This window comes from Nocardia flavorosea NBRC 108225 (genome assembly GCF_001613385.1).
Taxonomy (GTDB): Bacteria; Actinomycetota; Actinomycetes; order Mycobacteriales; family Mycobacteriaceae; genus Nocardia; species Nocardia flavorosea.
This window is the reverse complement of sequence record NZ_BDCG01000022.1, coordinates 40,372-62,469: the sequence shown is the minus strand read 5'-3', so window position 1 is coordinate 62,469 and position 22,098 is coordinate 40,372. Positions and strand designations below refer to the sequence as shown.

Below are 22,098 nucleotides of genomic sequence, written 5' to 3'. Positions count from 1 at the left end.
GGACCGTTTCGAGAACCGAATTCGTCCGAATCGGACCGCGTCCTGGGCGTTCACGGACCAACGGACGGAAGGGGAGATATGGCACGAGACGAACAGTCCGGTTCCACCCTGCCGCGACGGCAGCTGGGCCGGGCACTGCGCGAGGCGCGGCAGGCGGTGGGGTTCACCCTGGAACAGGCGGCGCAGGAAATGGAGATGAGCAAGACCTCGGTCATCCGGATCGAGAAGGGCCACAACGAGAAGGTCCGGTTGCGGGATGTGGAGGGGTTCGGGCAGCTGTACGAACTCACCGAGAAACGCATAGAAGAGCTGAAAGCGCTCGCCCAACAGTCGGCGACGAAGTCGTGGTGGCAGGCTTCGCGACATCTGCTGCTTCCTGGATACCGGACATATCTCGGGCTTGAATCTGCTGCCGCGCAGCTCTTTTCATATCAACAGGCGATTATTCCGGGTCTGCTACAGATCGCACAATATTCCAGGGCAATCGAGCGGCCATTGTTCCCGAGCGATACACCAGAAGATCTGGAAAGCCGAGTTGCCGTCAGGCTACGGCGCAAGATTCTGCTTACGCGTAAGCGGAGGGCCCTCCCCGCCGAATTCGTCCTCCACGAGGCCGTTCTCCACACGGTTGTCGGATCGCATGAGGTCATGGCTGCTCAGCTACGACATATCGCCGATATCGGCACCTACCCGGGCGTTACGGTACACATTTTGCCCTTCGAGGCCGGGTTCCCAGGCGAAGTGGTTCCGGTGCTTCCCTACGTCATTCTCGATTTTCCGGCGGAAAGCGCAGAACCGTCGATCGTCTTCTGTGAGCAGCCCATCGGCGCAATGTTTTTCGAGGAAGATGCCGACGTCAAGCGTTACCGCGGTATCCATGAAGCTCTTCGGTGCGCCACACTGGACGCGCAACGGTCGAGAGACCTGCTGCGGCAGATGGCAAGGAGATACGAGCAGTGAACTACGAACTACCGGGCGCACAATGGTTCAAGTCGTCCCACAGTGGTACGGCCAACGAGTGCGTGGAAGTCGCCTGGCTGGGGGATACGAACGTCGGAGTCCGCGACTCGAAACATGCAGCCGGACCGGCGTTGGTTTTCAGGCGTACCGATTGGGCAGCGTTTACTACGTGGCTCGGGAAGGGCGGGGCTACTTCCGCCTAACTCCGAACCTGCACTGGAAGTTGCATGTGGTGTCCATCGGACTGGACATGGTGGATGCCGACTACAGGGGGCGACAGAGTCCGTGCCCTGCCGATTGCCTGCCTGTATTGTGATTCCTTGGTTCGTGTGGATCGTTCACACGCTGGGCAGGAGGGGTATGCGCACCGCGAGCAGGAAGTACGCAAAGGCAGTGGGGAACGCGGTGGTCGCGATGCTGGCAGCCGGGTTGGTCGCCGGATGCACGGTCAGTGGGGAGTCGGCGTCGGCGGGACCGAGTACAACCACCGGGGAGCCGCGCGTCGAGTGGAATCCATGTTCCGAACTCTCGGCGGAGGCATTGGAGGCAACGGGAGCCAGTCCAGAGACGAAGTCGACGAGGTTCGACGCCCCTGGCGATCGAGCTGCGGTACGTATGTGCTCCTGGGAGCCGGCCGACGGTCGTCCGTACTTCATCGGGATCGGTTCCTTCATCTTCACGCTGGACGAGTTTCGCCAGAACGATCAGGTGACCGGCTTTTCCGAAGTTCAGATCAATGATCGGTCCGGTCTCACCTTCTACCCCACAGGCAACGAGAACCCCATCCGCCGCTGCTACGTCGGCTTGCCCATGGCGAAGGGCGGACTGATGATCTACGCGGATTGGCGCTACGGCAAGCGGGATTCGCTGCCCGAATCACCGCCGTGTGGATTGGCCGTCCAACACGCGCAGACGCTGGAACCGTACTTGCCGGAGTAGATGGTGCAGACGAAAACCTGTTCCGCCCACGGTCGCGGGACACAGTTTCACAGGGGGAGGACATGACCGAGCAGGTCGCGATGCTGCAACAGTGGCAGAATCTGAAAACCCAGGCCGAAAGCGGCGAACTCCGGATGGAATCCGATATCGCCGCCAAACTGGCAGCACACTGCGATGCCTTCGCAACCAGTCTGGAAGACGCGCTCAGCCAGACCGATGACCTGAAGGTTGTCGAAGGCTTCGGTGGTCTGCGGTCCGCCCAGTTTTTGCGGGACAAATTCGCCAAGAAGGCGGTCGAGGATCCCGATTCGGCGGCAAACCGTTTGAAGACCGCGATCGACATCGTGAACCTGATGAAGCAGACCTTCGAACTGTCCTGCAAGCAGATCGAAGAAACCGATCAGTCCACGTCCAGCGCCCTGGGTAATGCGGGGGTCTGACCATGAGTTTTTTCGGCGGCGACGAAGCCCGGCAGAACCAGGAGACCGATAGCCGGCTCATCGAGGATCAGGACAAGAAATGGGGGGACAACCGGGTCTCGGTCAACGGGGAATGGCTCGGGCTGGTCACCGATTTCGGTGGACAGTACGCGCCGCCCGCGATCCTCGAGAAAGACGGCTTCGAGGCCATGACCCATCAGCAGATCTGGGACCTGCTCCAGGGTGTCAACGCGGGGCTGATCAACGATAAGGCGTTGGCGTGGCGAAGCCTCGCCGATCTCACCGAAACCGCCAATCAAGACTTTCTCAAAGCAGTCAACGAAGACCTGGACACCGGCTGGAACGGTCAGTCCGCCACTGCCGCCGTCAACGGTGTCCGGGAGTTCAGCAACTCGCTCATCCCGTTGGTCGCGAGTTTCCGGTTGGTCGCGCACAGCCTCGACCTGATAGAAACCTACCTCGGCCAGGCCAAAGCGTCGGTAGGCGAACCGGACAACGTGACTATTCGTGACAATGTGGTCAACATATTGCCCGACGACTTTTTCAAAACCCCTCAGTATCGCGCCGACGAGGCGCAGGATACGGCTCGCCGTGTAATGACCACCTACTACGAGCCGGGTGCGGAGCAAGTAGACCGCAAGACACCTGTGCTGCCCGAGCCGGTGAAGCCTGTCGACGACGGCAGTAGACCGCAGGGCACCGACTTCCCGCAGGGCAACAACACCACCAACGGGAACAACAACGGCACCGACACCGGCACGAACACCGAGGACCCCGGGCAGCAGCAGCCGGCCGGTGAGGATCCGCAGTCCACCGAACCGCAGTCGACCGAACCGCAGAGCACCACACCGCAATCGACGACTCCACAGTCGACGACCCCGACGACCCCGACGACTCCTTCTCTGACAACCGGATCACCGACGGCCCCTGGCACTCCCGGACTTCCAGCAGGAACACCGTCCGGAATGCCGTCGGGCGCCCCGCAAACCGCCGCGCCCCATATCCCCGGTCAGACAGTGCCCGGCAAGAACCCGAACAAACCGGCCGGCACACCTGCCGCGACCGCACCCGCCAATACCGGTAACCGGGCCGGACGCACCGGAATGCCCGGCATGATGTCGCCCGGCGCCGCGCGCGGTAACCGCGAGGACGACGACGAACACGAAATCCCCGACTACCTGATCTACGACCGCGGTAGCGAACTTCTCGGCACCCAGCCGCCGGCATTACCTCCGGGCGGGGTGATCGGCGGGTGAACGACCTACAGTGGCGCCTGGACGGGGAGATGTTCATCCAGGCGGTACACCGGTTCGAGCGCGACCGGTTGCCTTACCCCATCCGCGTGCTGCCGCTGGGGCCCCGCGAAACACCGCCGACGGCGGAAGAATACGAACAGTTCCGGGTGTCGGCGGCGCATCGGCTTCAGGCCTCGGCGGACGAGAGCATGCTCCGTGCTCTCCGTGTACTGCTCGAACCGCAGGTCCGTATCGAAATCCATGGCGCGTACGACCGGGGTTTCGAACGGGTGGTGCGGATCCATGCCGGTATCGCGGGGCAGTCCGCGACCCTCGCCGTCCAGGCACCCGGCCCGACGAAGGAGTACGGCGGCGATATCCATCTGCAAACCTGTGCGCCACACGAGTTGGCCGCGCGGGTCGTAGCGTGCCTTCCGCGCTGCGCCCCGGGCCGCTTCACGACGACGGTCCGCGGCAGCCGGTCCGATATCGGACAGATCGAGTACTCACGGCACCCGAGCCGGATATCGCGGATCGAACAGATCAACCAGATCTTGCGCCGGCCGCGGTCCGGTGTGGGCGAAATCGGCATCTTCGCGGGCCCCGCGATCGATTCCCGCCCTACCGGTAACCCGCACGGTTTCCACTGGATGGACCTGCTCCCACAGGACGGGCGCTACCTGCTGATCAAACACGGCGGCGAAGAATTCACCCTCGCCCCTGGTTCACCGGACGAGATCGTCCGGCGCGTCCAGCACGCCATCGGCGCTGTCCGGCAGACAACACCCCATCGTGCACCGCCCGCGCAGCAGTTCGTGCCTCGCGAAACTCCACAACTACCCGCACAGGCATCCGCACGACGAGTGCTCTCCCAGGCAGAGATCGACGCCGATGACGCGTACTTCCAGGAGCGCAACCAGCGCGGCTGGCTCGCCTGAAGCTTCGGGTTCGCAAGCGGACCGGTGACCTCGCCGCGTCATCGGCGATTTCGCCGGGCGGGCGAATCGAACATCAGCCGGACTGTCGCAGGCGGGGGATGCTCGGCCACCGATGGCGCTCTAGGCTGTCGCTGTGCTGGGAGAAGATGCTCTGTCGGACGCCCACCGTGCTTTACTGGATAGCTGGTTCGCGGGCTGGGAGGTCGTCGCAGACCACTCGTGGCCGCTGCAGGATACGACGGTCCTGCGGATCCGTGCAGACGGCGGCGACTTCATCGTCAAGGCATCCCGGACAAGTCACCACATAGACCGAGAGATCGCGGCACATCGGTCGTTCCTGTCCTCGTCCACCGTTGCGGTACCGCGTCTCGTACACGCCGACGTGGAGGAGAAAATCCTCGTCGCCACCTATCTACCGGGCGAGCTCGTCGCAGGTACTGCGGCGGAATGGGCTCCGACGACTTACCGCAAGGCCGGACAGGTACTCGATACCCTGCTGGTTCCGGGAGAGGTATCACCGGATTACGTCGACAGGCTGCGGGATCGAGGGCTTCGGTCGGTCGCCGATGCCGCCGGACTGGTTCCCGCCGGGCATCTCGACGAGCTCCGGAAACGACTGACGAGCACAGTTTCTCGGCCGGTGCGACTGTCGTTCACCCACGGTGACTACCATCCGCGTAATTGGTTACTCCACAACGACGAGTTCGCGGTGATCGACTTCGGCCGCGCGGAGCAGCGGCATTGGACCAGTGACCTGGTGCGGTTACAGTCCCAGCAGTTCGCCGCAAGACCGGATCTGGCCGCAGCGTTCACCGCCGGACTCGGACGCGAGTTCGGCGAGGAAGATATCGAGGTTCTCGCACTCGAGTGGACGTATCAGGCGATCACAACGGTGGTCTGGGCCCATGAGATAGGCGACAGTCCCTTCGAGGAGCACGGTCGTCGGATGATTGCCAGAATGATGAGCTGGTCCACGGTCGCCGGTTCCGGGCGGTAGCGGCGCCGCGCGAGGCCGTGGGGTCGTCCAGTCGAAGGGAGCGGATATGCCGGATATGCGCCGGGCGCATCTGTCGGACCATCACACGATCGTCGAATGTGTGCAGCGGTGGTGGGGCGACTCACGCACACCCGAACAAGCCCGGGAACTCTCCCTGCTACTACCCAAACTGTTCCTGCAGTTCTTCTCCCACACCAGTCTCGTGCAGGAGGACGACACCGGGATCACGGCGTTTCTCGTCGGCTTCTATGCCGCCGACAACCAGGAAGAGGCATATATCCATTTCGTCGGAGTCGACCCGCGGCTACGCGGGCAGGGTGTCGCGCGCAGTTTGTACGAGGAATTCTTCCGGCGCGCCGCCGGGGCCGGCCGCCGCGAAGTGCGTGCGATCACCGCGCCCACGAATACCGGATCCATCGCATTCCACCGCGCCATGGGTTTCGAGCTGGAGACAGGTGATCTCGAGATCGGAGGGCTACCGGTCCACCGCGACTACGACGGACCCGGGCAAGACCGTGTGTGCTTCCACCGGAAGATCACCTCCGACCCGGCGTGATCCCGTGCGATCAGACCGGCCCCCTGCACCGCCCGTCGCCGGGCACGGTGGCGCCCGGCGACGGAATGCTCACCAAGTGACGAATAGCTTCTCCGGGCCTCGCACCAACAGTCCCGACTTCCATGGGATCTCGTCCACCGGCACCGCCAGACGCAACCCCGGGAACCGTTGCAGCAAAGCCTCCATCGCGACCTGGAGTTCGATCCGCGCCAGCTGTGCGCCGAGGCAATGATGCGCACCGTACCCGAACGCGATATGCGGATTGCGCTGCCGGGTGAGATCGAGCGTTTCGGGATCCTCGAATACGGCCTCGTCCCGGTTGGCGGACTGGGTGTGCACGAATACCGCCTCCCCCGCCCGCACCGTGACCCCGCTGAGCACCACGTCCTCGGTCGCCACCCGCGGCTGCCCGCCTCCGGCGCCGAGCTGGGTGTGCCGCAGCAGTTCCTCGATCGCGCCCGGGATCAGTCCGGGGTCGGCGCGCAGCTGATCCCAGTATTCGCGCTGGGTGAGCAGGACGTAGGTGAAGTTGGCGATCTGGTTGGCGGTGGTTTCGTGGCCCGCGATGAGGATCCCGACCCCTAGGTTGACCAGTTCCTTCTCGCTCAGCCGGTCTTCGTCGTCGCGGGCCGCGACCAGGGCGCCGAGCAGATCGTCGGTGGGGTGTTCGCGGCGCTGGGCGACCTGTTCGGCGAGGTAGCCTTCGAGCGAGCCGCGCGCGGCTTCGATCTGTTCGCGGGTGTAGGCGGTGGTGGACAGGATCGCGTCGGAGAAGTCACGGAAACGGTGCTGTTCGGAGGCCGGTACGCCGAGCATTTCGCAGATCACGGTGACCGGTAGCGGCAGGGCCAGGCCCTGCACCAGGTCGGCGGGGGAACCGGCGCGTTCCATTTCGCCGAGTTTCTCGTCGACGATCTGCCGGGTGCGCGGACGCAGTTCGGCGACCCGGCGGCCGGTGAATGCCTTGGCGACCAGTTTGCGCAGCCGGCTGTGCTCGGGCGGGTCGAGACTCAGCAGCGAATCGGCTTGCGCAGGAGCCGGAGTGGCGCGCGGGACATCTTCGCGGCCGACGGTGGCCGCGCGGCTGAACCGCGGATCGCCGAGCACCGTGCGCACGTCGTCGTAGCGGGTGACCAGCCAGCCCTGGCCGCCGTAGGGCAGCTCGACCCGGCTGACCGGCTCCTCGCGGCGCAGTCTCGCGTAGAGCGGGTCCATATCGAGACGTGTCGGCGCACCGAAGGGGTAGTGGCGCACCTCGGTGTTCACGGTCATGCGATCTCCCTTCCGCGGCGCCCGGGGACCGGACACCCAGCGATGTAAGCGGCTGCTTACTTAGCTAGGGTAAGGGCGTGTGGGATCCCGCGTCAACGATGCGATCCCCTTACTCCGGCGGGAATCCCGGATCGTTGCGTTCCAGCAGCACACCCGCCGCACGCAGCACATATCCCGCAATCTCGGCCGGATCTGCACCGGCCAGCGGCTCCCGGCGCAGCACCGAACGCACCATCCCGATACCGAGCAACCAGGCCAGCAGCAGATCGGCCCGTAACTCCGCGCCTTCCCCCTCGGTCAGCGACGCCAGCGCCCGGATGTACTCCTCCCCCAACTCCCGGCGAATCACCGACGCACTCGCCTCGTGCCCACTCGACCGCAACGCCGCCTGCAACCAATTTCCATGCGCGGCCACAGCACTCGGCTCCAGCGATTTCTCCAGCAATCTGGACAGCAATGTCTCCGCAGACCCGGACTCGAGCAGCGACCGGCCCCGATCGGTCATGGTCGCGCGGAACAGTTCGTCCTTGTTCCCGAAATAACGGAACAGCAACGCCTGATTCACACCCGCCCGGGTCGCGATATCACGCACCGTCGTGCGCTCATATCCCCGTTCGGCGAACAATTCCTGTGCCGCTCCCAGAATCGCGGCCCGGGTAGCCGCGGAATCCCGCCGCCGGCCACCCGTCTCGTTTTCGCCGGCCATCTGTCCTCCGATCCACCGATATCCGGACAAGCAGCGTAAACACATCCCCGATCAGGACAAAGCAGGCGGCCCGCACACTGGACATCGCACAATGCCGGATCTAAGCTCGGCGCACCATGCCGGATCTTTTCGGAATAAATCATCTGACCTTGGCGACAACAGATCTCGACCGCCTCACCGCGTTCTATACCGGGCTCCTCGGCGCCCGGCTCGCTTTCGAACGCCCCGCCACGCCGGATGCCCCGCGCATCGCGATACTCGACGTCGGCGGCGCCGACCACCTGATGCTCGTGGAAACAAGTGATCCCGCACCGCCCGGTCCGGACCCACTCGGCCGAGCCGGCTGGGGTCTACGCCTGGCGACCTATGACCAGCTGTGCACCGTGCGCGAGGTCATGCTCTCCGCCGGAGTGGAGGCCGCCCCGATCGAAACCCTCCCCACCCAGTGGACCATGACGACGCATGATCCCGACGGCCGTCCGGTGGACCTGCGGGTGCACCGCCCGACCACGCCCCGCGACCAGGTCTGACGGTCGCGCCGGGCCACCTGGCCGAGAGCGACCCGGCGGCCGTCAGCCCCGCAACTTCTCCCGGGTCTCCATCAGCGCGAAGCCGAGAAGGTTCAGCCCCTGCCAATCGGCAGGGTTTTCGATCCGAGGATCGTCGGCGGTCATCCCGACACCCCATATCCGGTCCACCGGACTGGCTTCCACCAAAACCCGGCTCCCGGTGTTCAACAGAAACCGGCACAATTGCTCGTGCTGACCGAATTTCGCCAGGTTTCCACTCACCACGATGCCGAACCGGTGTTCCGCCCAGGTCTCGTCGGCAAACCCCCGGATACTCCGGCCGAGCTTCTTGGCCGCACCCGGATGGGCGGCTGCCACGATCTTTTCCGCGATATCGTAATCGTCGAAAAGCAGCGCTTTCCGCCACATCATGTAGTGCTCGGCGGTCGCGAAAACCACACCGTCCACCGTGAACTGCACCGGCCACCATTGACTCAGGTAACTCGCACCGATTTCGCCATCCGGGCGCGGCTGATGACCCCAGAAGGGCAAATACTTCACCGGTCCACTCTCGGATGCGGCGATCAATTCGCCGATACTACGAGCCTGCATGCACAAGAGTTTGCCCCCAGATCCCGCTGGATGCCACCGCATTTTCACCCCCGGCCCCGCGGGCGGGCCACGGCCGGACCGCCCCTGACAACACTCCCGCGATGCCCAATCGAGCGATCAGCGCCAGTGCAGGTCACCGACTGCCGCAGCCTCGCCACCACCATCGGCGAAAACGATCTGCCCCGTGACGAAACGGTTGTCCGCCCCGGCCAACCAGCAGATCAGCTCACCTACCCAAACCGGTCGACCCGGAAATCCGCCGAACGGTTGCGGCGCGGCGGATTCCACCGCCTCCCGGGTGGCCTCGTCGGCGAAAATCCACGCGGCTGCCGGAGTGTCCACGACACCCGGCGCAACAATATTGAGCGCGATCCCCGCTCCGGCCCATTCCGGTGTCGGCGCGGCCCTGCGCACCCATCTGTTCAATGCGCGCTTCGCGACCCCGTAGGCACCGGCCGGCCCGGCGAGCGACGGATCGGCTTCGAGGTAGGAGACCGCGGCGGCCTCGTCACCGTCGAGACATGCCTGCACCGCTCGTTCGTCCATCGGCGACAGCGCGGAGGTCGACGATATGGCCACGGCTCGCGGCGCCGGACTCTGCACCAGCAAGGGCCGGAGCCCTTCCAGGGTCGCGACCGCACCGAAGAAATTGGTTTCGAGCAGGCCGGTCCGACCGCCTCCGGCGATGGCGAGCACAGCGTCGATCGGGCCGCGCGCGGCGACCTCCTCCACCAGCGATCGCCGGCCCGCGGGTGTGGACAGGTCGGCCCGGATATCCGCGTCGTCGAGATCGCAGCCGATCACGTACGCACCACGTTCGCGCAGTAGAGCGGCGGTCGCGGCCCCGATACCCGAAGCCGAACCCGTAACCACATAGGTCCGTCCCGTGGTTCCTGGATACAACGCCTCGGCCCTCACGATTTGCGGGCCAACCCGGCCGATATGAGCTGATCCCATACCGTCGGTTCCCGGTCCGCCGAACCGATACTGCTCATCGGTGTATCGGATTCGTCGGCCGTATCCGGCCGCCACAGCACCGCGGGCACGATTTTCGGCTCCAGTATTTCGAAATCACCGAACAGCTCCCGGATTTCGTCGTCGTTGCGCCAGCGGCCGCGCCCGAACGTCGACTGCAATTTCTGTTCCGCCGCCTCGGTCTCCGCATTGCCGCCGGACCGGAAATGCGAAATGAACACTTGACTTCCGGACGAAATCTGATCGCACCAGTAGGAAACGACACCGCGCGGGTCTTCGTCGTCGTCGAGGTGGTGCAGGATCGCGCTGAACATCATCGCCACCGGCTGGTCGAAATCGATGAGCCGGCGCACCTCCTGGCTGTTGCGGATCTGTTCCGGCTCGCGCACATCTGCCTGGACCGCGGTGGTGCTGTCGTCGGTGGCCAGCAGCGATCGGCCGTGCGCCAGGACAATGGGATCGTTGTCGATATAGACGACCTTCGCCCCGTCGGTGTACCGCGCCGCGACCTGGTGCACGTTATCGGCCGTCGGCAGACCACTGCCCAGGTCGATGAACTGTTTCACCCCACTACGGGCGATATCGCGCACCCCCCGCACCAGCGCCTGCCAGTTCCCGAAGGCGATGGCCACCGAGCCTGGCAGATCGACCTTGAAATGATCGCCGATCTTCTGATCGACCGGGTAGTTGTCCTTCCCCCCGAGCAGATAGTCGTACACCCGCGCGATGCTCGGTGTATTCGGATCCACAACGCCCGCACAGTCGTTCATCACGCTCTCCCGTCGCCGGAGCCTCCCGTGCCCTCATGGTATGCAGTCGGGCGGACCTCTGTACCCACAACCACGGTGGTCCCGTCCCCTCGACGCAGCCGCCGGGCCGGTCAGATCGGATCACCTCGCAGCAACTGGAAAGCTGATACAGGCTCACCGGTCCGCAGGCTTTCGGACAACGCCTGACGCCGGTGGTTCTGCACCGCGTGCGCCGAGCCGGTACCGACTCCGACGGCGGCGGTCTCTGCCAGTTGCCCCGCACCGGCCATCGTCATGCGCAGAGGGCCGATATCACGCCCCGCCGGATTCGGCGGCCATAGCGGCAACCGACGCGTACAGCGCCGTCATATCGCCCCAACGATTGTTGCGCGAACGGCAAGAACCGTGCCGGGCCCAGCCCGATAACGTTCACCGGACCGGCTGCTCACCGAACAAGCCATGCCCTACGTAGTACCCTATATCTTATGAAGACCAAGACCAGCGTTTATTTGGAGGCGGAGCAAGCCACACGCCTCAAGGCCGCTGCGGAAGAATCCGGGCGGTCGGAGGCCGACCTGATCCGGGAGGGGATCGCCCTGGTCTTGCTGCGATCCCGTACCGTCCGGCGAACTCGGCCTTGGCCGAGCTTCGATTCCGGAGACCCCGGTTTTGCCGCCGAGAGCGAGACCGCGCTCGGCGAAGCATACGAACGGTGAGCTTCTTCGTCGCCGACACCTCAGCGATCATCGCGGCCTACGATCGCGCCGCCGAACTACACGAGCGCGCTCGCGACCTTCTGGCCACCTCGGTCGCGGTCATATCGCCGCTGGTACTCGACGAGATCGACCATTTGCTGATCGCCCGCTTCGGCAAGGATCGCAGAATCGCGGACGTCGTCCTGGACGATATTTTGACCTCGGCGGAAGAGGGCTCGGTGCTCATCCCGGCGGTGGACCGTTCCGATATCCGGGTCGCGCAGCAGGTCATCGGACAGTATCGAGGGCTTCGCCTCGACCTAGCCGATGCCGTCAATGTGGTACTTGCCGAGCGCTACCTCACCAATGACGTCTTGACGCTCGACGAGAAGGATTTCCGCGCCGTCCGCCCGCTCACTCCTGGCCACCGCGCGTTCCGACTGCTGCTCCAGGACGGGTAACTGTTCCAAGCAGCGATTCGGCCTACGACTCTGCACTGACGTTTGGTCGGCGAACATATCGCGCCCGGAGGATCAGGTCAGGCGTAAAGCGGTCAGCTTCCAGCCGGTGGCCGTGTGTTCGGCTCGGCCGGCGAGGGCGAGCCGGCGGGGGCCGCGCTGGTACATGGCTATCAGTTCGTAGGCGTGGTCGTCGGCGGGGAACAAGCGGAACTTGGTGAGTACTGCGGCGCCCAGTGTGCGGCTGGGGGCGTGGTCACCGGCAACCAGGGCACCGACCGTGTGTACCAAGGCGGGCGCGCACAGGGTGTTCAGTTGCGCGACCGGGCGACGGCGGTCCAGGACCTCCAGCAGGATGCGTATGGCCCTGCCGGCGAATTCTCGGGCTTCGGCCGGTTCGGCGCAGGCGTCGGCGGTATGCCCGGCGCGGTGTGCCCGGCGGATCCCCGCCGGTGCGCTGCGGTTGGCGCGCAGGGAATTACGGTCGAGACGGGGACGGCAACCAGCGGGTGTTTCCACGGGTACACAAGTAGATGCCGGTGTAGCGGAGACTGCACCGGACGATTCGCTCGGCTCCGGTTTCGTCGCGCGGCCGCTGCCGCTCCTCCGTGCGCCGGCCCGCAGCGACGGCGCGCCCGGCGCCGACAGCTGGGTCCAGGACGATGCCGTTCGGCCCGATGGAGCTCCGGCCGAGAGCGTTCCGGCCGGCTGCTCTCCGGGCCGCAACGCTCCGGCCGACGACTCAGGCGATAGCACTCCGCCCGACGGCACTCCGGGCAGCAGTGTTCCCGACGACAGAGACACAGTAGGCGGCTCGACCCCGCCGGGACGCTCCTGCGGTAACCCCTCACACGGTTCCGTCGACGGTTCGAAATCGGGCACCCGATACAGAATCGGCCGGCCATCACGCATTCGACACCCCCTGGCGAGAACGGATCGCTCCACCGGCGCTCCGGTCGCGCCAGCATTGCATCGATGACTTGCGGGGTACAGAGGTAACCAGGGGTTTTTCGCCGAAACCGCCGTCGCCGCGGCGTGTCTCGTGGTCGCGGGCTTCCGGCGCGTCGTGCGCCGGTCCGAGGTGTCGGCATCGATTGCTAACTTTGATCGCTACGTCCGATCGCACCTTGATACCGGGAGATGTTTTGCTCGGCCATTCCCATGCCACCAGCGGCGCATTGGCATTCGCCACTGCCGCTACCGTCGTACCCGTCCCGGTGATGGAATTCGTGCGCGGCCCTGTCGATGTCAGCGCACTCGAATTGATCCTGGGGGCGCTGATCACGGCCGGCGCGGCGCTGCTGCCCGATATCGATCATCCGGGCGGCACGATCGGGGATTCGCTGGGCCCGTTGAGCAATGCGGTCGCAAAGGGGGTCGCGACCATCTCCGGAGGTCATCGCAAGGGCACGCACGGATTGTTGTTCGTGCTGCTGGCCGGCTGGGCGACCTGGGCGGGTGTGAACTATCTGGGCAGATACTTCACTCTCGGCGTCATCTTCGTCATGCTCGCCTTCGGTATCCGGGCCCTGCATCTGACACCGCGAGGTGATTCCTTCCGCGCCTGGGGCCTGTGCGTATTGCTGGCCGGCGGCGGCACGGTATTGATGGACCGCTGGCTCCCGGACTCCCCGTATTGGCTCCCGTTCGCCATCGGCCTCGGCGCCCTCATCCATATCGTCGGTGACTGCCTCACCGACCGCGGCTGCCCCCTGCTGTGGCCGCTGAAGCCCCGCCTGGCCGTCCCGATCATCTCCCGCACCGGAAACAAGGTGGAGACCTGGGTCCTCACCCCAGCAATGGGCCTGGTGACGATCGCCCTGTTCTACCTCTATGCCGTTCCGCAGTAACCCGGAGCAGTCCGAAGGGGCACAAGGAGCTCGATAGGATTGCCCGGGTGCATGGACGCAGCGCCACCGCCCTGGACCGAGCGATTCGCCGGGCGCTCCTGACCGCGGATATCCGGCGGTACGAGGCGGAGTACGGCGGTTTCACCGAGGAAGAGTTGGGCGCGGCGCAAGCCCAACTCGAGCGCAGTCCGCCCACCGGGAAGGATATCCTCAACCGACGCTTTTGCCATAGCCTTCAGGCATGACCGAGGCAGCGGAGGACCGGTATCTCCCGCAGACGGGGTTCGCGGCCAAGCTCAATTGGCTGCGGGCCGGGGTGCTGGGCGCCAACGACGGGATCGTATCGACCGCGGGTTTGGTAGTGGGTGTCGCGGCGGCCGCGTCCAGTACCAGCACGATTCTCACCGCCGGCATCGCGGGGATCAGCGCGGGCGCTATTTCCATGGCCGTCGGCGAGTACGTATCGGTGAGCACCCAGCGTGACGCGGAAGCGGCGCTGCTCGCTCAGGAGCGCCGGGAGCTGAAGGAGGATCCGGCGGACGAACTGGCCGAGCTCACCGCGATCTATCATTCGAAAGGCCTGTCAGCCGAGACCGCCCGGCAGGTGGCCGAGGAGCTGACCGCCTACGATGCGTTCGCCGCCCACGCCGAGGCCGAACTCGGTTTGAATCCCGACGAACTGACCAATCCGTGGCATGCGGCGTTCTCGTCGGCGGTGGCCTTCACCGTGGGTGCGCTGCTGCCGCTGCTGGCGATCCTCCTGCCGCCGACCGCGGCGCGGATCCCGGTCACCATGGTCGCGGTGCTGCTCGCGCTCGCGGTGACGGGTTCGGTCAGCGCCTGGCTGGGCGGCAGCAACCGGGTGCGGGCGGTGGCCCGCGTCGTGCTCGGCGGGGCGCTGGCCATGGCGGTCACCTACGGTATCGGACAGCTGGCGGATGTGGCCGGTATTTGACACGATTGCGAGATCCGTTGCCCCGGTGTGGGTTTTATTTGAAGTGAACCAGCGACAATTCGCATATTTTGCTGTACTTGGCGGGTGAGTTCTCTATTCGCCGTACTGCCGGCGGCCGCGCTCGATTCGGCCGAGCAGGCATACGAGCGGTATCTGTCCCTGGTAGAAGCACCCGAGCCCAGTCCACCGGTGCGAGCGGTGGGTGTGGTGTGCACCCTGATCCACCGCTCCGGGACCGGTTTGCGGGTCCACCGCCGCCCCGAGGCCCGCGGCGCCCTCCTGGAAGCCACCGTTCGCGACCGGTTCGATTGCCTGCGCGCCCTACTGGCGCTCACCGCCGACCGTGACCTGGCCGTCCTGGATGTCGCGACGCGGCGCCTCTACAACCCGCGCGGCGCCACCCGGATCCAGGTCACCACGGGCAATATCACCCTCCCGTATCTCACCGAGAGCATTCTCGACGAGATCCTGGAAACGCCTCCCGATCCCCGCGCCCCCGCCCTTCAGGTGACCCGCGCCCCGATGTGCTATATCCGGGCCCGCCGCCTGCCCGATGAGATCTTCGAACTCGAACACCGCGATCTCGATGCGTTCTTCCAGCTCTACACCGATAACGTGCCGTTGGTCCGCAAGACGATCTGGGCGTGGGCCATCCGCGATCCGTGGTGGCAGCAGGCCATTGCCTGGCAACCTGTCGATACTCCCGTCGCGCCGCGTAGGCGGCCGGTGCCGGAGGACGATATCGACGCGGTGCTGGCCGAGTTACGCCGGATGGCCGACGAACCACCCCCGGAACTCGGTGCGCTGGAACTACTGTCCACCTTCGGAGATCTGGACAACCGAACGCAGGCCATCCTCGATCGGCCGGAACCGGATGCCCCGGAGCGAGGGTGATTCGCCGTGAAGCCACCGTGCGACCGGGTCGCACGGTGCGCACTCGGGCCACGGCTCGGAAAACGAACCTGCCGTCACGGCACACGGCGTCGAGAGCGGGCGCTGTAGTAACTACGCGGTCGGGTGATGCCGGGGCGTCGAGCCGGCGAAAACTACTTCAGCCCGACCCGGACCTGCACGGAGTCCTCGTCGGTACTCGCCAGCGCCTGCTCGATCAAGCTGCTGATGTTCACCTGCGGCACGGTGTTGCCCAGGCTCTCCGTGAGGGGAGCCAAACCGGGTTGCAGGGCGGCGAGTTCGGGGCCGATTTCGTCGAGGACGGTGCGCAGGCGCTCCAGTAACGGCACGACCCCGCCGTCCGCCAGGTACTTCTCCGGCGACCCCTCGGCTCCGGTGACCCTGCCGACCGATTCCACGAAATCGTCGAGGACTTCGGCAAAGCGGGTGAATTCGGTGGCGGCCGCGGAGGTGGCGGGTCCCGCCCATTCAGCGTCGGCGGCGGCGGTTTCGAAGTTATTGAGCAATTCGGCGATTCTGGGTTCGCGGGACATGATGGCCGCGGCGAGCAGGTCGGCGGCGCGGGTGAGTTCCGGGAGTACCGCGTCGGTGCCGTGCAGGGCCTCGCTCATGGTGCGCACCAGCGAATCCATGGTGGCGGGGTCGAGCTGGTTCATGGTCCGGGTCACCATGCGGGCGGCCTCGGGGATGGACAGCGGGCTGTGAATATCTTCCGATTCCAGCCGCTGCCCGTCGGATATATAAGGCCCGGCACCGGTTTTCGGCGCGAACTGCACATAGGGTTCGCCGAGCGCGGACAGATGCTCGATGGTGACGACACTGTCGGCGGGCAGCCGGTGCGAATCTTGCACCCGGAAACCGACTTCCACACCATCGGCGATACGGTCGACGGAGGTCACGCGGCCGACTTCGATACCGGTGAGCAGAACCGGTGAACCCACACCGAGACCGCCGGAATCCTCGAGCACCAGGGAGGCGTTCAGATATTCGCGGAACGGATCGGCGCGCACCACCCCGAAGGTCAGATAGCCGGCGCCGAGCACCGTGATGGCCGCGATACCGCCCAGCGACGCCAGTGAACCCAGTTTCATCGCACCGCTCCGATCATGCGCAAGGTTTCGATGATCCGGTTCACCTGGTCGTCGGTGGACAGTCCCGGTGTGTGGACGGCACTGATATCCACCTTCGGGCCGTTCTCCACGAACGGGATGATCTTGTCTCGTAGCAGCGCGACCAGCATGTTCAGATTCGAGGGTTGCCGCAGATCCAGCGGCCCCCCGGTGGCCAGTGGGACGAACGCCGCCGCGGCCGCTCCTCCGGACTGTGCCAGCGGAGCGAGCCAGCTCAACGACTCTCCCACCGGGCCCAGGCCGCCGAAGATTTCGGTCACCGCAGCGATGGACGCGGTGGCGTCGTTCATCTGCTGCACCGATTCGGGGCGCAGAATATTGTCCAGCTCGTCCTGTATTCCGTGCATGACCTCCGCGTTCTCGGCCACACCGTGCAACAGCAGGTCCACCTGATCCAGATGTGCGGCCAGGTCCACCGCGTCCGTGGCCAGCACCTGCGCGATCTGCTGGGTTTTCGCCGGGTCCTGTGGCAGTACCGAATTGAGCCGGTTGACGATGTCCTGCAGATCCCCGACCGCTCCGCTGTTGACGAACAGGGCGATCGCCGCCATCGTGTCCTCGAGCTGGACCGGTGGTTTCGTGCGGTCGCGGGTGATGGTGTCGCCTGGGTGCAGCAGGGTGTCGTAGCCGTCGGGCGGGGTGGTCAGCGCGACGTGGATATCGCCGAGCACAGTGTTCTGCCGCAGCTCGGCGATGGTGGTGGCCGGTAGTTCGACCTCGTCGTCGACCTCGATATCCACCACGACGTAGCCGGTGGAGGTCGCGTCGCCGGGCACGACGTCGACATCTTCCACGTTGCCGATCTCCGCACCGTTGGCGATGACCTTCGCCCGCGCGGGCAGGTTCAGGACATTGGCGAATTCGATCCGCAGCGGATAACTCCCGCCGGTGACCGTGGCGCCGGGGACAGGGATATCGGAGGGATCGAACGCGCATCCGGAAACGGCCAGGGCCGCGGCGAGCCCGCAGGCCGCCAACCCGCGCCGCAGCCGGATGCGGTCGACGGTGATCCGCATCGTCGTATCGACGGAAATTCGCCGTGTCATCGCGCACCCGCCGATCCCAGCACCAGCCGCACCAGATCCAGATCCACCATGCCGTTCGCGGCACCGGCGCAGCGCCCGGGTGAGAGCGCGTTCACCGCGGCACAGACCTGCTCCGCGTGCTCCTGCGGTATCGCGACCCGCGGCGGTGCGTAGGTGAGACCGGGCGCACCGGTCGCCGGGTCGGTGACCGTGCGCAACGCCGAGGTCAGCACGGGGGTGGTGGCGACGATTTCGCTCAGGGATCCCACGTTGGCGCGCAGCAGTTTCACCAGCGGCACCAGATTGTCCAGGGTGGACATCAGCGGGTCCGCCAGGATCACCGACAGATCGTTGAGCATCGGCAGGATTTCGCGCAGCCCGTCGAACAGCTCGATTCCCGGTGTGAGCAGTTCGGCATGCGACATCTGCAACGTCGGCCCCAACCGGGTGAGCATCAGCTTCAGATCCCCCCAGTGTTCGGCGACCTTGTTCGATACCGAGGCGTAGGCGTCGAAAATACCGGCCAGATGGGCGATATCGGCGTCCGGTGATTCCATGACCCGGCCCAGCTGGTTGATGAGGTCGTTGATCTGCGGGCCGGTACCGGCCGACGCCGAATCCAGTGCGTTCAGGCCACCCGCCAGCGCGTTCGGCCGGTTCTCGGTACCGCCGATCTCTTCGGACAGCTCGGCCAGCGCGGTCACCGTCTGGGTGAGACTCTTCGGCGTCAGGGTGTTGGTGAGGCACTGCCCCGGATCGTGCTCGTCGGCGGTGTTCACCCCCGGAAGCACCGCCAGCTCCCGGTCGGCGACCACGGTGTCGGACACGGTGGTGGCACCGGCGCCGGTGTATACCGGATGGTCCGCGTCGACCTCGAAATCGACGCGCACCTTCGCACCGGCGGGAGCGATCCGGGTCACCGAACCGACGGTGACACCCCGCATCGATACCTGATTACCCTGGTAGAGGCCGATACTGTCGGGCATGATCGCGCAGTAGGCGCGGGTCTGCTTGAAGGGTTCGAACGCGATCACATAACCGGCGGATACCAGCAGCACCAGTACCACCGCTCCAGCGATCGACATCAGGGCCGGTGAGGCGAGCGCCCGTTTCAGCATCAGCACACCTTCCCGGGAAGCGGGACACAGACAACGGCACCGGGATCCAGGCCGGGCGCGGTCACCGTGGTCCCCGACTGATCGACCTGCACACCACCCTCGGGACCGGCCAGTTCGCGCAGTTTCGCACTCAGGCTCTGCGCCGAGGCGATCATCGGTTCCAGCTGGTCGCCGTACTCCTGCAACCGCGGCAGAGCGTCGGCGAGCTGCTGCACCTTCGGCTTCAGTGTCTGGTCCCAGCTCGGTGCCAGAGCCGTGACCCGCTGCACCACCGAGCTGAGCAGGCCCAGCGCCTGACGCAGTTCGGCGCGTTTGTCCAGCAGCACCGTCTCCATCAGATTGACGTTGTCCATCAACCGGCCCAGATCGGTTTTCGCGCCGTCGTACATGGTCACGTATTCGTCGGCGGTGGCGATGGCGTCGGACACCTGGGTGCGCTGGCGTTCGATGGCGTCGAGATAGCTGCCGACGGTGTCCAGCACGCTGCGCAGTGTTTCCGGTGCGCCCTCGATGGAGGTGTCGAGTGCGGCGAGGTTGTTGCGCAGGGTGTCGCCGTCGGTTTCCCGCAGCGGCGCCGTCGCATCCTGGAAGGTTTCCATCAGGCTGTAGGGCAGGCGGACGCGGTCGGCCGGAATCGGATTGTCGCCCAGTGGTTTGTCCCCCGCCGGGAACAGCGCGACATAATGGCCGCCGACCAGCGTGAGCATGCGGATATCCAGCGAACTCCGGTCGCCGACGAAAACATCGCGGTCCACGGTGAACCGCATCAGCACCCGATCCGGTTCCAGTTCGAGGGATTCGACCTCCCCCACCGGCACGCCGGCCAGCCGGATATCGTCACCGGCCTTTACCGACTGCGCCTCGCTGAGTTCGGCGGTGTAGGTCTGCTTACCCAGCGGGATCACATACAGCGCGCCGACCGCCACTCCGAGCACGGCCACCGCGCAGAGCCCGGCAATGCCCAGCCGCAGTTGTCTACGCAGGTTCGTGGGTTCGTCGGTGATCGGCCGGTCCCGATCGAACCAGCGGCCCGCGGCCGATTTCAGCCGGGAGAGGTTCATCCGTTGCATATCGCCACCTGCTGCCCGCCGATCAAGATCCGCACCGGGGCCGGTACCTCGGCTTCGCCCTTACTGCAGTCCGGCCGGAAACCGGACGGGGTCCGCGGGAACGCGGTATCCACCGCGGCCAGTAACCCGGGCATCCGGCCGAACGTGTCGAGAGCCTGCTGCGGATCCGGGAACAGGTTGCGGATCATCGCATCGATATCGGGGCCCATCTCCGGGCTCAGGCCCACCGCGGCCAGCAGGCGATCCACCGGTTCCAGGACCGACGGCGCGCTCATCGCGAAATCCGCGAGCCCACCGACATTGCGCTGGAGCGCCTCGAAGATATCGGTGAGCCGGGCCAGCAGCGGCACCAGGTGGTATAGCCTGCCGCCCACCCGTTCGGCGAGGTCGGACATATTGCGCACCAGGGTTCCGATGAGATGCTGGCGGTCTTCGACGTATTCGCTGAGTGTGCCGATGGCGTCGAGCGCCGGGCCGATTCCGGCGCCGTCGCCCTCGATCACCGCGAGCATGCTCTCGGTGAACTGGTTGATCGCCTCGGGCGACAGGGTCGCCAGTACCGGTTGCAGACCGTTGAACAGGCTGGTCACATCGAACGACGGAATGGTCTGCTGCGGCCCGATATCCGTACCGTCGGCGAGCCGGACCCCCGGGTTCGGCTGCTGCTGCAGATCGATATAGCGCTGGCCGGTGAGATTCTGGTAGCGGATGGCCAGGATGCTGTTGTCGTAGACCGGGGTGTCGGTGGTGACGGTGAGCCGGACCTTCGCCCGGTCGCCGTCGAGGGTGACGGCCTCGACCTTGCCGACCTGCACACCGAACATCCGCACATCGTCACCGGTTTTCACACCGTTGGCATCGGTGAACAGTGCATGATGGGTGTCGGTTTCGCCGTCCACCGGCCGTTTGATGGCCCCGATCACCAGGGCCAGCACCAGCGCCATCACACCGGCGAACAGGGCCAGCCGCCAGGCGGCGCGCCGCGCGGTCATCGCTGGCCTCCCCCGGCTCCGTTCACTTCGACCTCGAGATCGAGCACCGGCCCGTCGGGCCCCTCCTTGAACGCGACCCCCAGCCGGGTGAGCAGGGTGCGCAGATCGGCGGCCGACTGCTGCGGGTCCGGCACGGCCAAGGCCAGCAGGTTCAGGGTGGGCGCGAGCATATCGGTGTATCCGGACAGTTGGCTCGCGCTGTTCATCGTGCCGGTCAGGGCGGGCAGGAGATCGCCGGTCAGCGCCTTCACTCCGGCGTCGAAATCGGGACGGTTCGTGCGCAGCACATCGATATCCACGATCTGGTCCAGTACCTCGATGGTGGCGCCGGCGAACTGCCCGCCGCCCTGGAACGCCGGCCCCAACTGCCCCACCAGCTCGTTCGCCGGCATCGACTGGTGTTCGGCGATCACCCGCCCGGCCGTGATCAGCGCCTCGGCCAGCGGCGTGAACGCCTTGACGTCCGCGGCGGCCTGGGAGATCACCCGGGCCATATCGGCGGTGAACACGGTGGCGCTGGTCTGCGACATACTGCGCAGCAGCGCGCCCATGGTGGCGTCGTATACATCGGCGGCTCGCGGGCCCGTCAGATCCACCACCGCACCGGAACGCAGCGGCACGCCGCCGGACCCGGGCCTCAGCTCGATCTCGCTGATTCCGAAGAGGTTGGCCGGTGCGTAATCCACCGTCATGCTGTCGTCGATCCCGTGCAACCGGTTCTCGTCGAGGGACAGACTGATCTGCTGGGTGCCGCGACCCGCCGGCGCGATATCGGTAACCTCCCCGACCTGCACGCCGTCCACCCGCACCAGCGTTCCGGCGACCACACCGTCACCGATCTGCTCGGTGCGCAACGCCACCCGCAGCCCGTCGTCCGAGGTGATCGACCGGTAGCCGTACCCCGCGAGGGTGACCACCGTGAGCACTGCGACGACCAGTACGCCGACCCGCCGCGCACTACGCGGACCGGCGGCGACCCCGGGCATTCCGTACTTCGGCATCTGT

28 protein-coding genes are annotated in these 22,098 nt (G+C 65.8%); 15 read left to right on the top strand and 13 right to left on the bottom strand.

All coding sequences use genetic code 11. The features are described from left to right. Positions 1 to 78: 78 nt before the first annotated feature. Positions 79 to 960, top strand: a complete 882-nt coding sequence (locus NFL01S_RS28395) for a helix-turn-helix domain-containing protein (protein WP_062979385.1) — start codon at positions 79 to 81, stop codon at positions 958 to 960. After that, positions 891 to 1,163: a DUF397 domain-containing protein gene (locus NFL01S_RS34865; RefSeq protein WP_307616037.1), complete on the top strand. Its 273-nt coding sequence runs from the start codon at positions 891 to 893 to the stop codon at positions 1,161 to 1,163. The genes NFL01S_RS28395 and NFL01S_RS34865 overlap by 70 nt, the downstream gene beginning before the upstream one ends. A 135-nt stretch (positions 1,164 to 1,298) precedes the next feature. On the opposite strand, the gene NFL01S_RS37210 is transcribed toward NFL01S_RS34865, so the two are convergent. Beyond that, positions 1,299 to 1,448, bottom strand: a complete 150-nt coding sequence (locus NFL01S_RS37210; RefSeq protein WP_245670946.1) for a hypothetical protein — start codon at positions 1,446 to 1,448, stop codon at positions 1,299 to 1,301. Here NFL01S_RS37210 and NFL01S_RS34005 point away from each other — a divergent pair. The 6 genes from NFL01S_RS34005 (at position 1,390) to NFL01S_RS28365 (ending at position 6,065) form a co-directional block, all read left to right on the top strand. Further along, a complete protein-coding gene (locus NFL01S_RS34005; RefSeq protein WP_245670942.1) occupies positions 1,390 to 1,899 on the top strand; it encodes a DUF3558 domain-containing protein in 510 nt (169 codons plus the stop codon). The genes NFL01S_RS37210 and NFL01S_RS34005 overlap by 59 nt on opposite strands. Before the next feature lie 62 nt (positions 1,900 to 1,961). Continuing rightward, a complete protein-coding gene (locus tag NFL01S_RS28385) occupies positions 1,962 to 2,339 on the top strand; it encodes a hypothetical protein (RefSeq protein ID WP_062979383.1) in 378 nt (125 codons plus the stop codon). Positions 2,340 to 2,341: 2 nt separating this feature from the next. Next, on the top strand, positions 2,342 to 3,595 hold the full coding sequence (locus NFL01S_RS28380) for a hypothetical protein (RefSeq protein WP_062979382.1): 1,254 nt from the start codon (positions 2,342 to 2,344) through the stop codon (positions 3,593 to 3,595). Continuing rightward, entirely contained in the window at positions 3,592 to 4,512 is a 921-nt protein-coding gene (locus NFL01S_RS28375) for an ESX secretion-associated protein EspG (protein WP_063916074.1), read from the top strand. The genes NFL01S_RS28380 and NFL01S_RS28375 overlap by 4 nt, the downstream gene beginning before the upstream one ends. Before the next feature lie 133 nt (positions 4,513 to 4,645). Further along, positions 4,646 to 5,509 (top strand): phosphotransferase family protein, encoded by an 864-nt coding sequence (locus NFL01S_RS28370; RefSeq protein WP_245670927.1) that lies wholly within the window; start codon positions 4,646 to 4,648, stop codon positions 5,507 to 5,509. A gap of 46 nt (positions 5,510 to 5,555) precedes the next feature. After that, complete coding sequence (locus NFL01S_RS28365; protein WP_062979381.1) at positions 5,556 to 6,065, top strand: GNAT family N-acetyltransferase; 510 nt, start codon at positions 5,556 to 5,558, stop codon at positions 6,063 to 6,065. Positions 6,066 to 6,134: 69 nt separating this feature from the next. Here the strand turns inward: NFL01S_RS28365 and NFL01S_RS28360 are convergent, their stop codons facing one another. Together NFL01S_RS28360 and NFL01S_RS28355 are read right to left on the bottom strand one after the other, a co-directional pair. Next, complete coding sequence (locus tag NFL01S_RS28360) at positions 6,135 to 7,337, bottom strand: cytochrome P450 (RefSeq protein ID WP_062979380.1); 1,203 nt, start codon at positions 7,335 to 7,337, stop codon at positions 6,135 to 6,137. A 109-nt stretch (positions 7,338 to 7,446) separates the two neighbouring features. Further along, complete coding sequence (locus NFL01S_RS28355) at positions 7,447 to 8,043, bottom strand: TetR/AcrR family transcriptional regulator (RefSeq protein ID WP_062979379.1); 597 nt, start codon at positions 8,041 to 8,043, stop codon at positions 7,447 to 7,449. Positions 8,044 to 8,159: 116 nt separating this feature from the next. On the opposite strand from NFL01S_RS28355, the gene NFL01S_RS28350 reads away from it, so the two are divergent. Further along, positions 8,160 to 8,573, top strand: a complete 414-nt coding sequence (locus tag NFL01S_RS28350; protein ID WP_062979378.1) for a VOC family protein — start codon at positions 8,160 to 8,162, stop codon at positions 8,571 to 8,573. Positions 8,574 to 8,615: 42 nt separating this feature from the next. Here the strand turns inward: NFL01S_RS28350 and ybiA are convergent, their stop codons facing one another. From ybiA to NFL01S_RS28335, 3 genes are all read right to left on the bottom strand, one after another. Beyond that, positions 8,616 to 9,164, bottom strand: a complete 549-nt coding sequence (ybiA, locus tag NFL01S_RS28345) for a riboflavin biosynthesis intermediates N-glycosidase (RefSeq protein ID WP_084493325.1) — start codon at positions 9,162 to 9,164, stop codon at positions 8,616 to 8,618. Positions 9,165 to 9,281: 117 nt separating this feature from the next. Then, positions 9,282 to 10,037 carry an SDR family oxidoreductase gene (locus tag NFL01S_RS28340; protein WP_062979536.1) on the bottom strand — a complete coding sequence of 252 codons (756 nt, stop codon included), beginning with the start codon at positions 10,035 to 10,037 and terminating at the stop codon, positions 9,282 to 9,284. A 41-nt stretch (positions 10,038 to 10,078) separates the two neighbouring features. Then, complete coding sequence (locus NFL01S_RS28335; protein ID WP_062979377.1) at positions 10,079 to 10,909, bottom strand: SAM-dependent methyltransferase; 831 nt, start codon at positions 10,907 to 10,909, stop codon at positions 10,079 to 10,081. Between the two features lie 464 nt (positions 10,910 to 11,373). On the opposite strand from NFL01S_RS28335, the gene NFL01S_RS28330 reads away from it, so the two are divergent. Together NFL01S_RS28330 and NFL01S_RS28325 are read left to right on the top strand one after the other, a co-directional pair. Next, on the top strand, positions 11,374 to 11,604 hold the full coding sequence (locus tag NFL01S_RS28330; protein WP_062979376.1) for a ribbon-helix-helix domain-containing protein: 231 nt from the start codon (positions 11,374 to 11,376) through the stop codon (positions 11,602 to 11,604). Continuing rightward, complete coding sequence (locus NFL01S_RS28325; protein WP_062979375.1) at positions 11,601 to 12,044, top strand: PIN domain-containing protein; 444 nt, start codon at positions 11,601 to 11,603, stop codon at positions 12,042 to 12,044. The genes NFL01S_RS28330 and NFL01S_RS28325 overlap by 4 nt, the downstream gene beginning before the upstream one ends. Positions 12,045 to 12,116: 72 nt before the next feature. Here NFL01S_RS28325 and NFL01S_RS28320 read toward each other — a convergent pair whose 3' ends face one another. Continuing rightward, on the bottom strand, positions 12,117 to 12,560 hold the full coding sequence (locus NFL01S_RS28320) for an Rv3235 family protein (RefSeq protein ID WP_062979374.1): 444 nt from the start codon (positions 12,558 to 12,560) through the stop codon (positions 12,117 to 12,119). 584 nt (positions 12,561 to 13,144) lie between these two features. On the opposite strand from NFL01S_RS28320, the gene NFL01S_RS28315 reads away from it, so the two are divergent. The 4 genes from NFL01S_RS28315 (at position 13,145) to NFL01S_RS28300 (ending at position 15,740) form a co-directional block, all read left to right on the top strand. Then, positions 13,145 to 13,891, top strand: a complete 747-nt coding sequence (locus tag NFL01S_RS28315) for a metal-dependent hydrolase (RefSeq protein ID WP_245670926.1) — start codon at positions 13,145 to 13,147, stop codon at positions 13,889 to 13,891. A 47-nt stretch (positions 13,892 to 13,938) separates the two neighbouring features. Beyond that, positions 13,939 to 14,136, top strand: a complete 198-nt coding sequence (locus NFL01S_RS28310) for a hypothetical protein (protein ID WP_062979373.1) — start codon at positions 13,939 to 13,941, stop codon at positions 14,134 to 14,136. Further along, positions 14,133 to 14,846: a VIT1/CCC1 transporter family protein gene (locus NFL01S_RS28305; RefSeq protein ID WP_062979372.1), complete on the top strand. Its 714-nt coding sequence runs from the start codon at positions 14,133 to 14,135 to the stop codon at positions 14,844 to 14,846. The genes NFL01S_RS28310 and NFL01S_RS28305 overlap by 4 nt, the downstream gene beginning before the upstream one ends. An 84-nt stretch (positions 14,847 to 14,930) precedes the next feature. Further along, on the top strand, positions 14,931 to 15,740 hold the full coding sequence (locus tag NFL01S_RS28300; RefSeq protein WP_062979371.1) for a hypothetical protein: 810 nt from the start codon (positions 14,931 to 14,933) through the stop codon (positions 15,738 to 15,740). 152 nt (positions 15,741 to 15,892) lie between these two features. Here the strand turns inward: NFL01S_RS28300 and NFL01S_RS28295 are convergent, their stop codons facing one another. Genes NFL01S_RS28295 through NFL01S_RS28270 form a run of 6 tightly spaced genes read right to left on the bottom strand, consistent with a single transcriptional unit; the run spans position 15,893 to position 22,094 of the window. Then, positions 15,893 to 16,849: an MlaD family protein gene (locus tag NFL01S_RS28295; protein ID WP_062979370.1), complete on the bottom strand. Its 957-nt coding sequence runs from the start codon at positions 16,847 to 16,849 to the stop codon at positions 15,893 to 15,895. Beyond that, positions 16,846 to 17,934, bottom strand: coding sequence for an MlaD family protein (locus NFL01S_RS28290; protein WP_245670925.1), 1,089 nt, complete (start codon positions 17,932 to 17,934; stop codon positions 16,846 to 16,848). The genes NFL01S_RS28295 and NFL01S_RS28290 overlap by 4 nt, the downstream gene beginning before the upstream one ends. Beyond that, a complete protein-coding gene (locus NFL01S_RS28285; RefSeq protein ID WP_062979534.1) occupies positions 17,931 to 19,031 on the bottom strand; it encodes an MlaD family protein in 1,101 nt (366 codons plus the stop codon). The genes NFL01S_RS28290 and NFL01S_RS28285 overlap by 4 nt, the downstream gene beginning before the upstream one ends. Then, on the bottom strand, positions 19,031 to 20,101 hold the full coding sequence (locus NFL01S_RS28280; protein ID WP_062979369.1) for an MCE family protein: 1,071 nt from the start codon (positions 20,099 to 20,101) through the stop codon (positions 19,031 to 19,033). The genes NFL01S_RS28285 and NFL01S_RS28280 overlap by 1 nt, the downstream gene beginning before the upstream one ends. Next, entirely contained in the window at positions 20,089 to 21,093 is a 1,005-nt protein-coding gene (locus NFL01S_RS28275; RefSeq protein ID WP_062979368.1) for an MlaD family protein, read from the bottom strand. Before NFL01S_RS28275 ends, NFL01S_RS28280 begins: the two co-directional genes overlap by 13 nt. Beyond that, positions 21,090 to 22,094: an MlaD family protein gene (locus NFL01S_RS28270; RefSeq protein WP_062979367.1), complete on the bottom strand. Its 1,005-nt coding sequence runs from the start codon at positions 22,092 to 22,094 to the stop codon at positions 21,090 to 21,092. The genes NFL01S_RS28275 and NFL01S_RS28270 overlap by 4 nt, the downstream gene beginning before the upstream one ends. Positions 22,095 to 22,098 lie beyond the last annotated feature (4 nt).

Coding starts and splice junctions, on each gene's coding strand:
- NFL01S_RS28355 (WP_062979379.1), bottom strand. CDS start 8,043: ATGGCCGGCGAAAACGAGACGGGTGGCCGGCGGCGGGATTCCGCGGCT.
- NFL01S_RS28350 (WP_062979378.1), top strand. CDS start 8,160: ATGCCGGATCTTTTCGGAATAAATCATCTGACCTTGGCGACAACAGAT.
- NFL01S_RS28270 (WP_062979367.1), bottom strand. CDS start 22,094: ATGCCGAAGTACGGAATGCCCGGGGTCGCCGCCGGTCCGCGTAGTGCG.
- NFL01S_RS28330 (WP_062979376.1), top strand. CDS start 11,374: ATGAAGACCAAGACCAGCGTTTATTTGGAGGCGGAGCAAGCCACACGC.
- NFL01S_RS28305 (WP_062979372.1), top strand. CDS start 14,133: ATGACCGAGGCAGCGGAGGACCGGTATCTCCCGCAGACGGGGTTCGCG.
- NFL01S_RS28360 (WP_062979380.1), bottom strand. CDS start 7,337: ATGACCGTGAACACCGAGGTGCGCCACTACCCCTTCGGTGCGCCGACA.
- NFL01S_RS28285 (WP_062979534.1), bottom strand. CDS start 19,031: ATGCTGAAACGGGCGCTCGCCTCACCGGCCCTGATGTCGATCGCTGGA.
- ybiA (WP_084493325.1), bottom strand. CDS start 9,164: ATGCAGGCTCGTAGTATCGGCGAATTGATCGCCGCATCCGAGAGTGGA.
- NFL01S_RS28335 (WP_062979377.1), bottom strand. CDS start 10,909: ATGAACGACTGTGCGGGCGTTGTGGATCCGAATACACCGAGCATCGCG.
- NFL01S_RS28395 (WP_062979385.1), top strand. CDS start 79: ATGGCACGAGACGAACAGTCCGGTTCCACCCTGCCGCGACGGCAGCTG.
- NFL01S_RS28385 (WP_062979383.1), top strand. CDS start 1,962: ATGACCGAGCAGGTCGCGATGCTGCAACAGTGGCAGAATCTGAAAACC.
- NFL01S_RS28380 (WP_062979382.1), top strand. CDS start 2,342: ATGAGTTTTTTCGGCGGCGACGAAGCCCGGCAGAACCAGGAGACCGAT.
- NFL01S_RS28280 (WP_062979369.1), bottom strand. CDS start 20,101: ATGCAACGGATGAACCTCTCCCGGCTGAAATCGGCCGCGGGCCGCTGG.
- NFL01S_RS28275 (WP_062979368.1), bottom strand. CDS start 21,093: ATGACCGCGCGGCGCGCCGCCTGGCGGCTGGCCCTGTTCGCCGGTGTG.
- NFL01S_RS28295 (WP_062979370.1), bottom strand. CDS start 16,849: ATGAAACTGGGTTCACTGGCGTCGCTGGGCGGTATCGCGGCCATCACG.
- NFL01S_RS28290 (WP_245670925.1), bottom strand. CDS start 17,934: ATGACACGGCGAATTTCCGTCGATACGACGATGCGGATCACCGTCGAC.
- NFL01S_RS28365 (WP_062979381.1), top strand. CDS start 5,556: ATGCCGGATATGCGCCGGGCGCATCTGTCGGACCATCACACGATCGTC.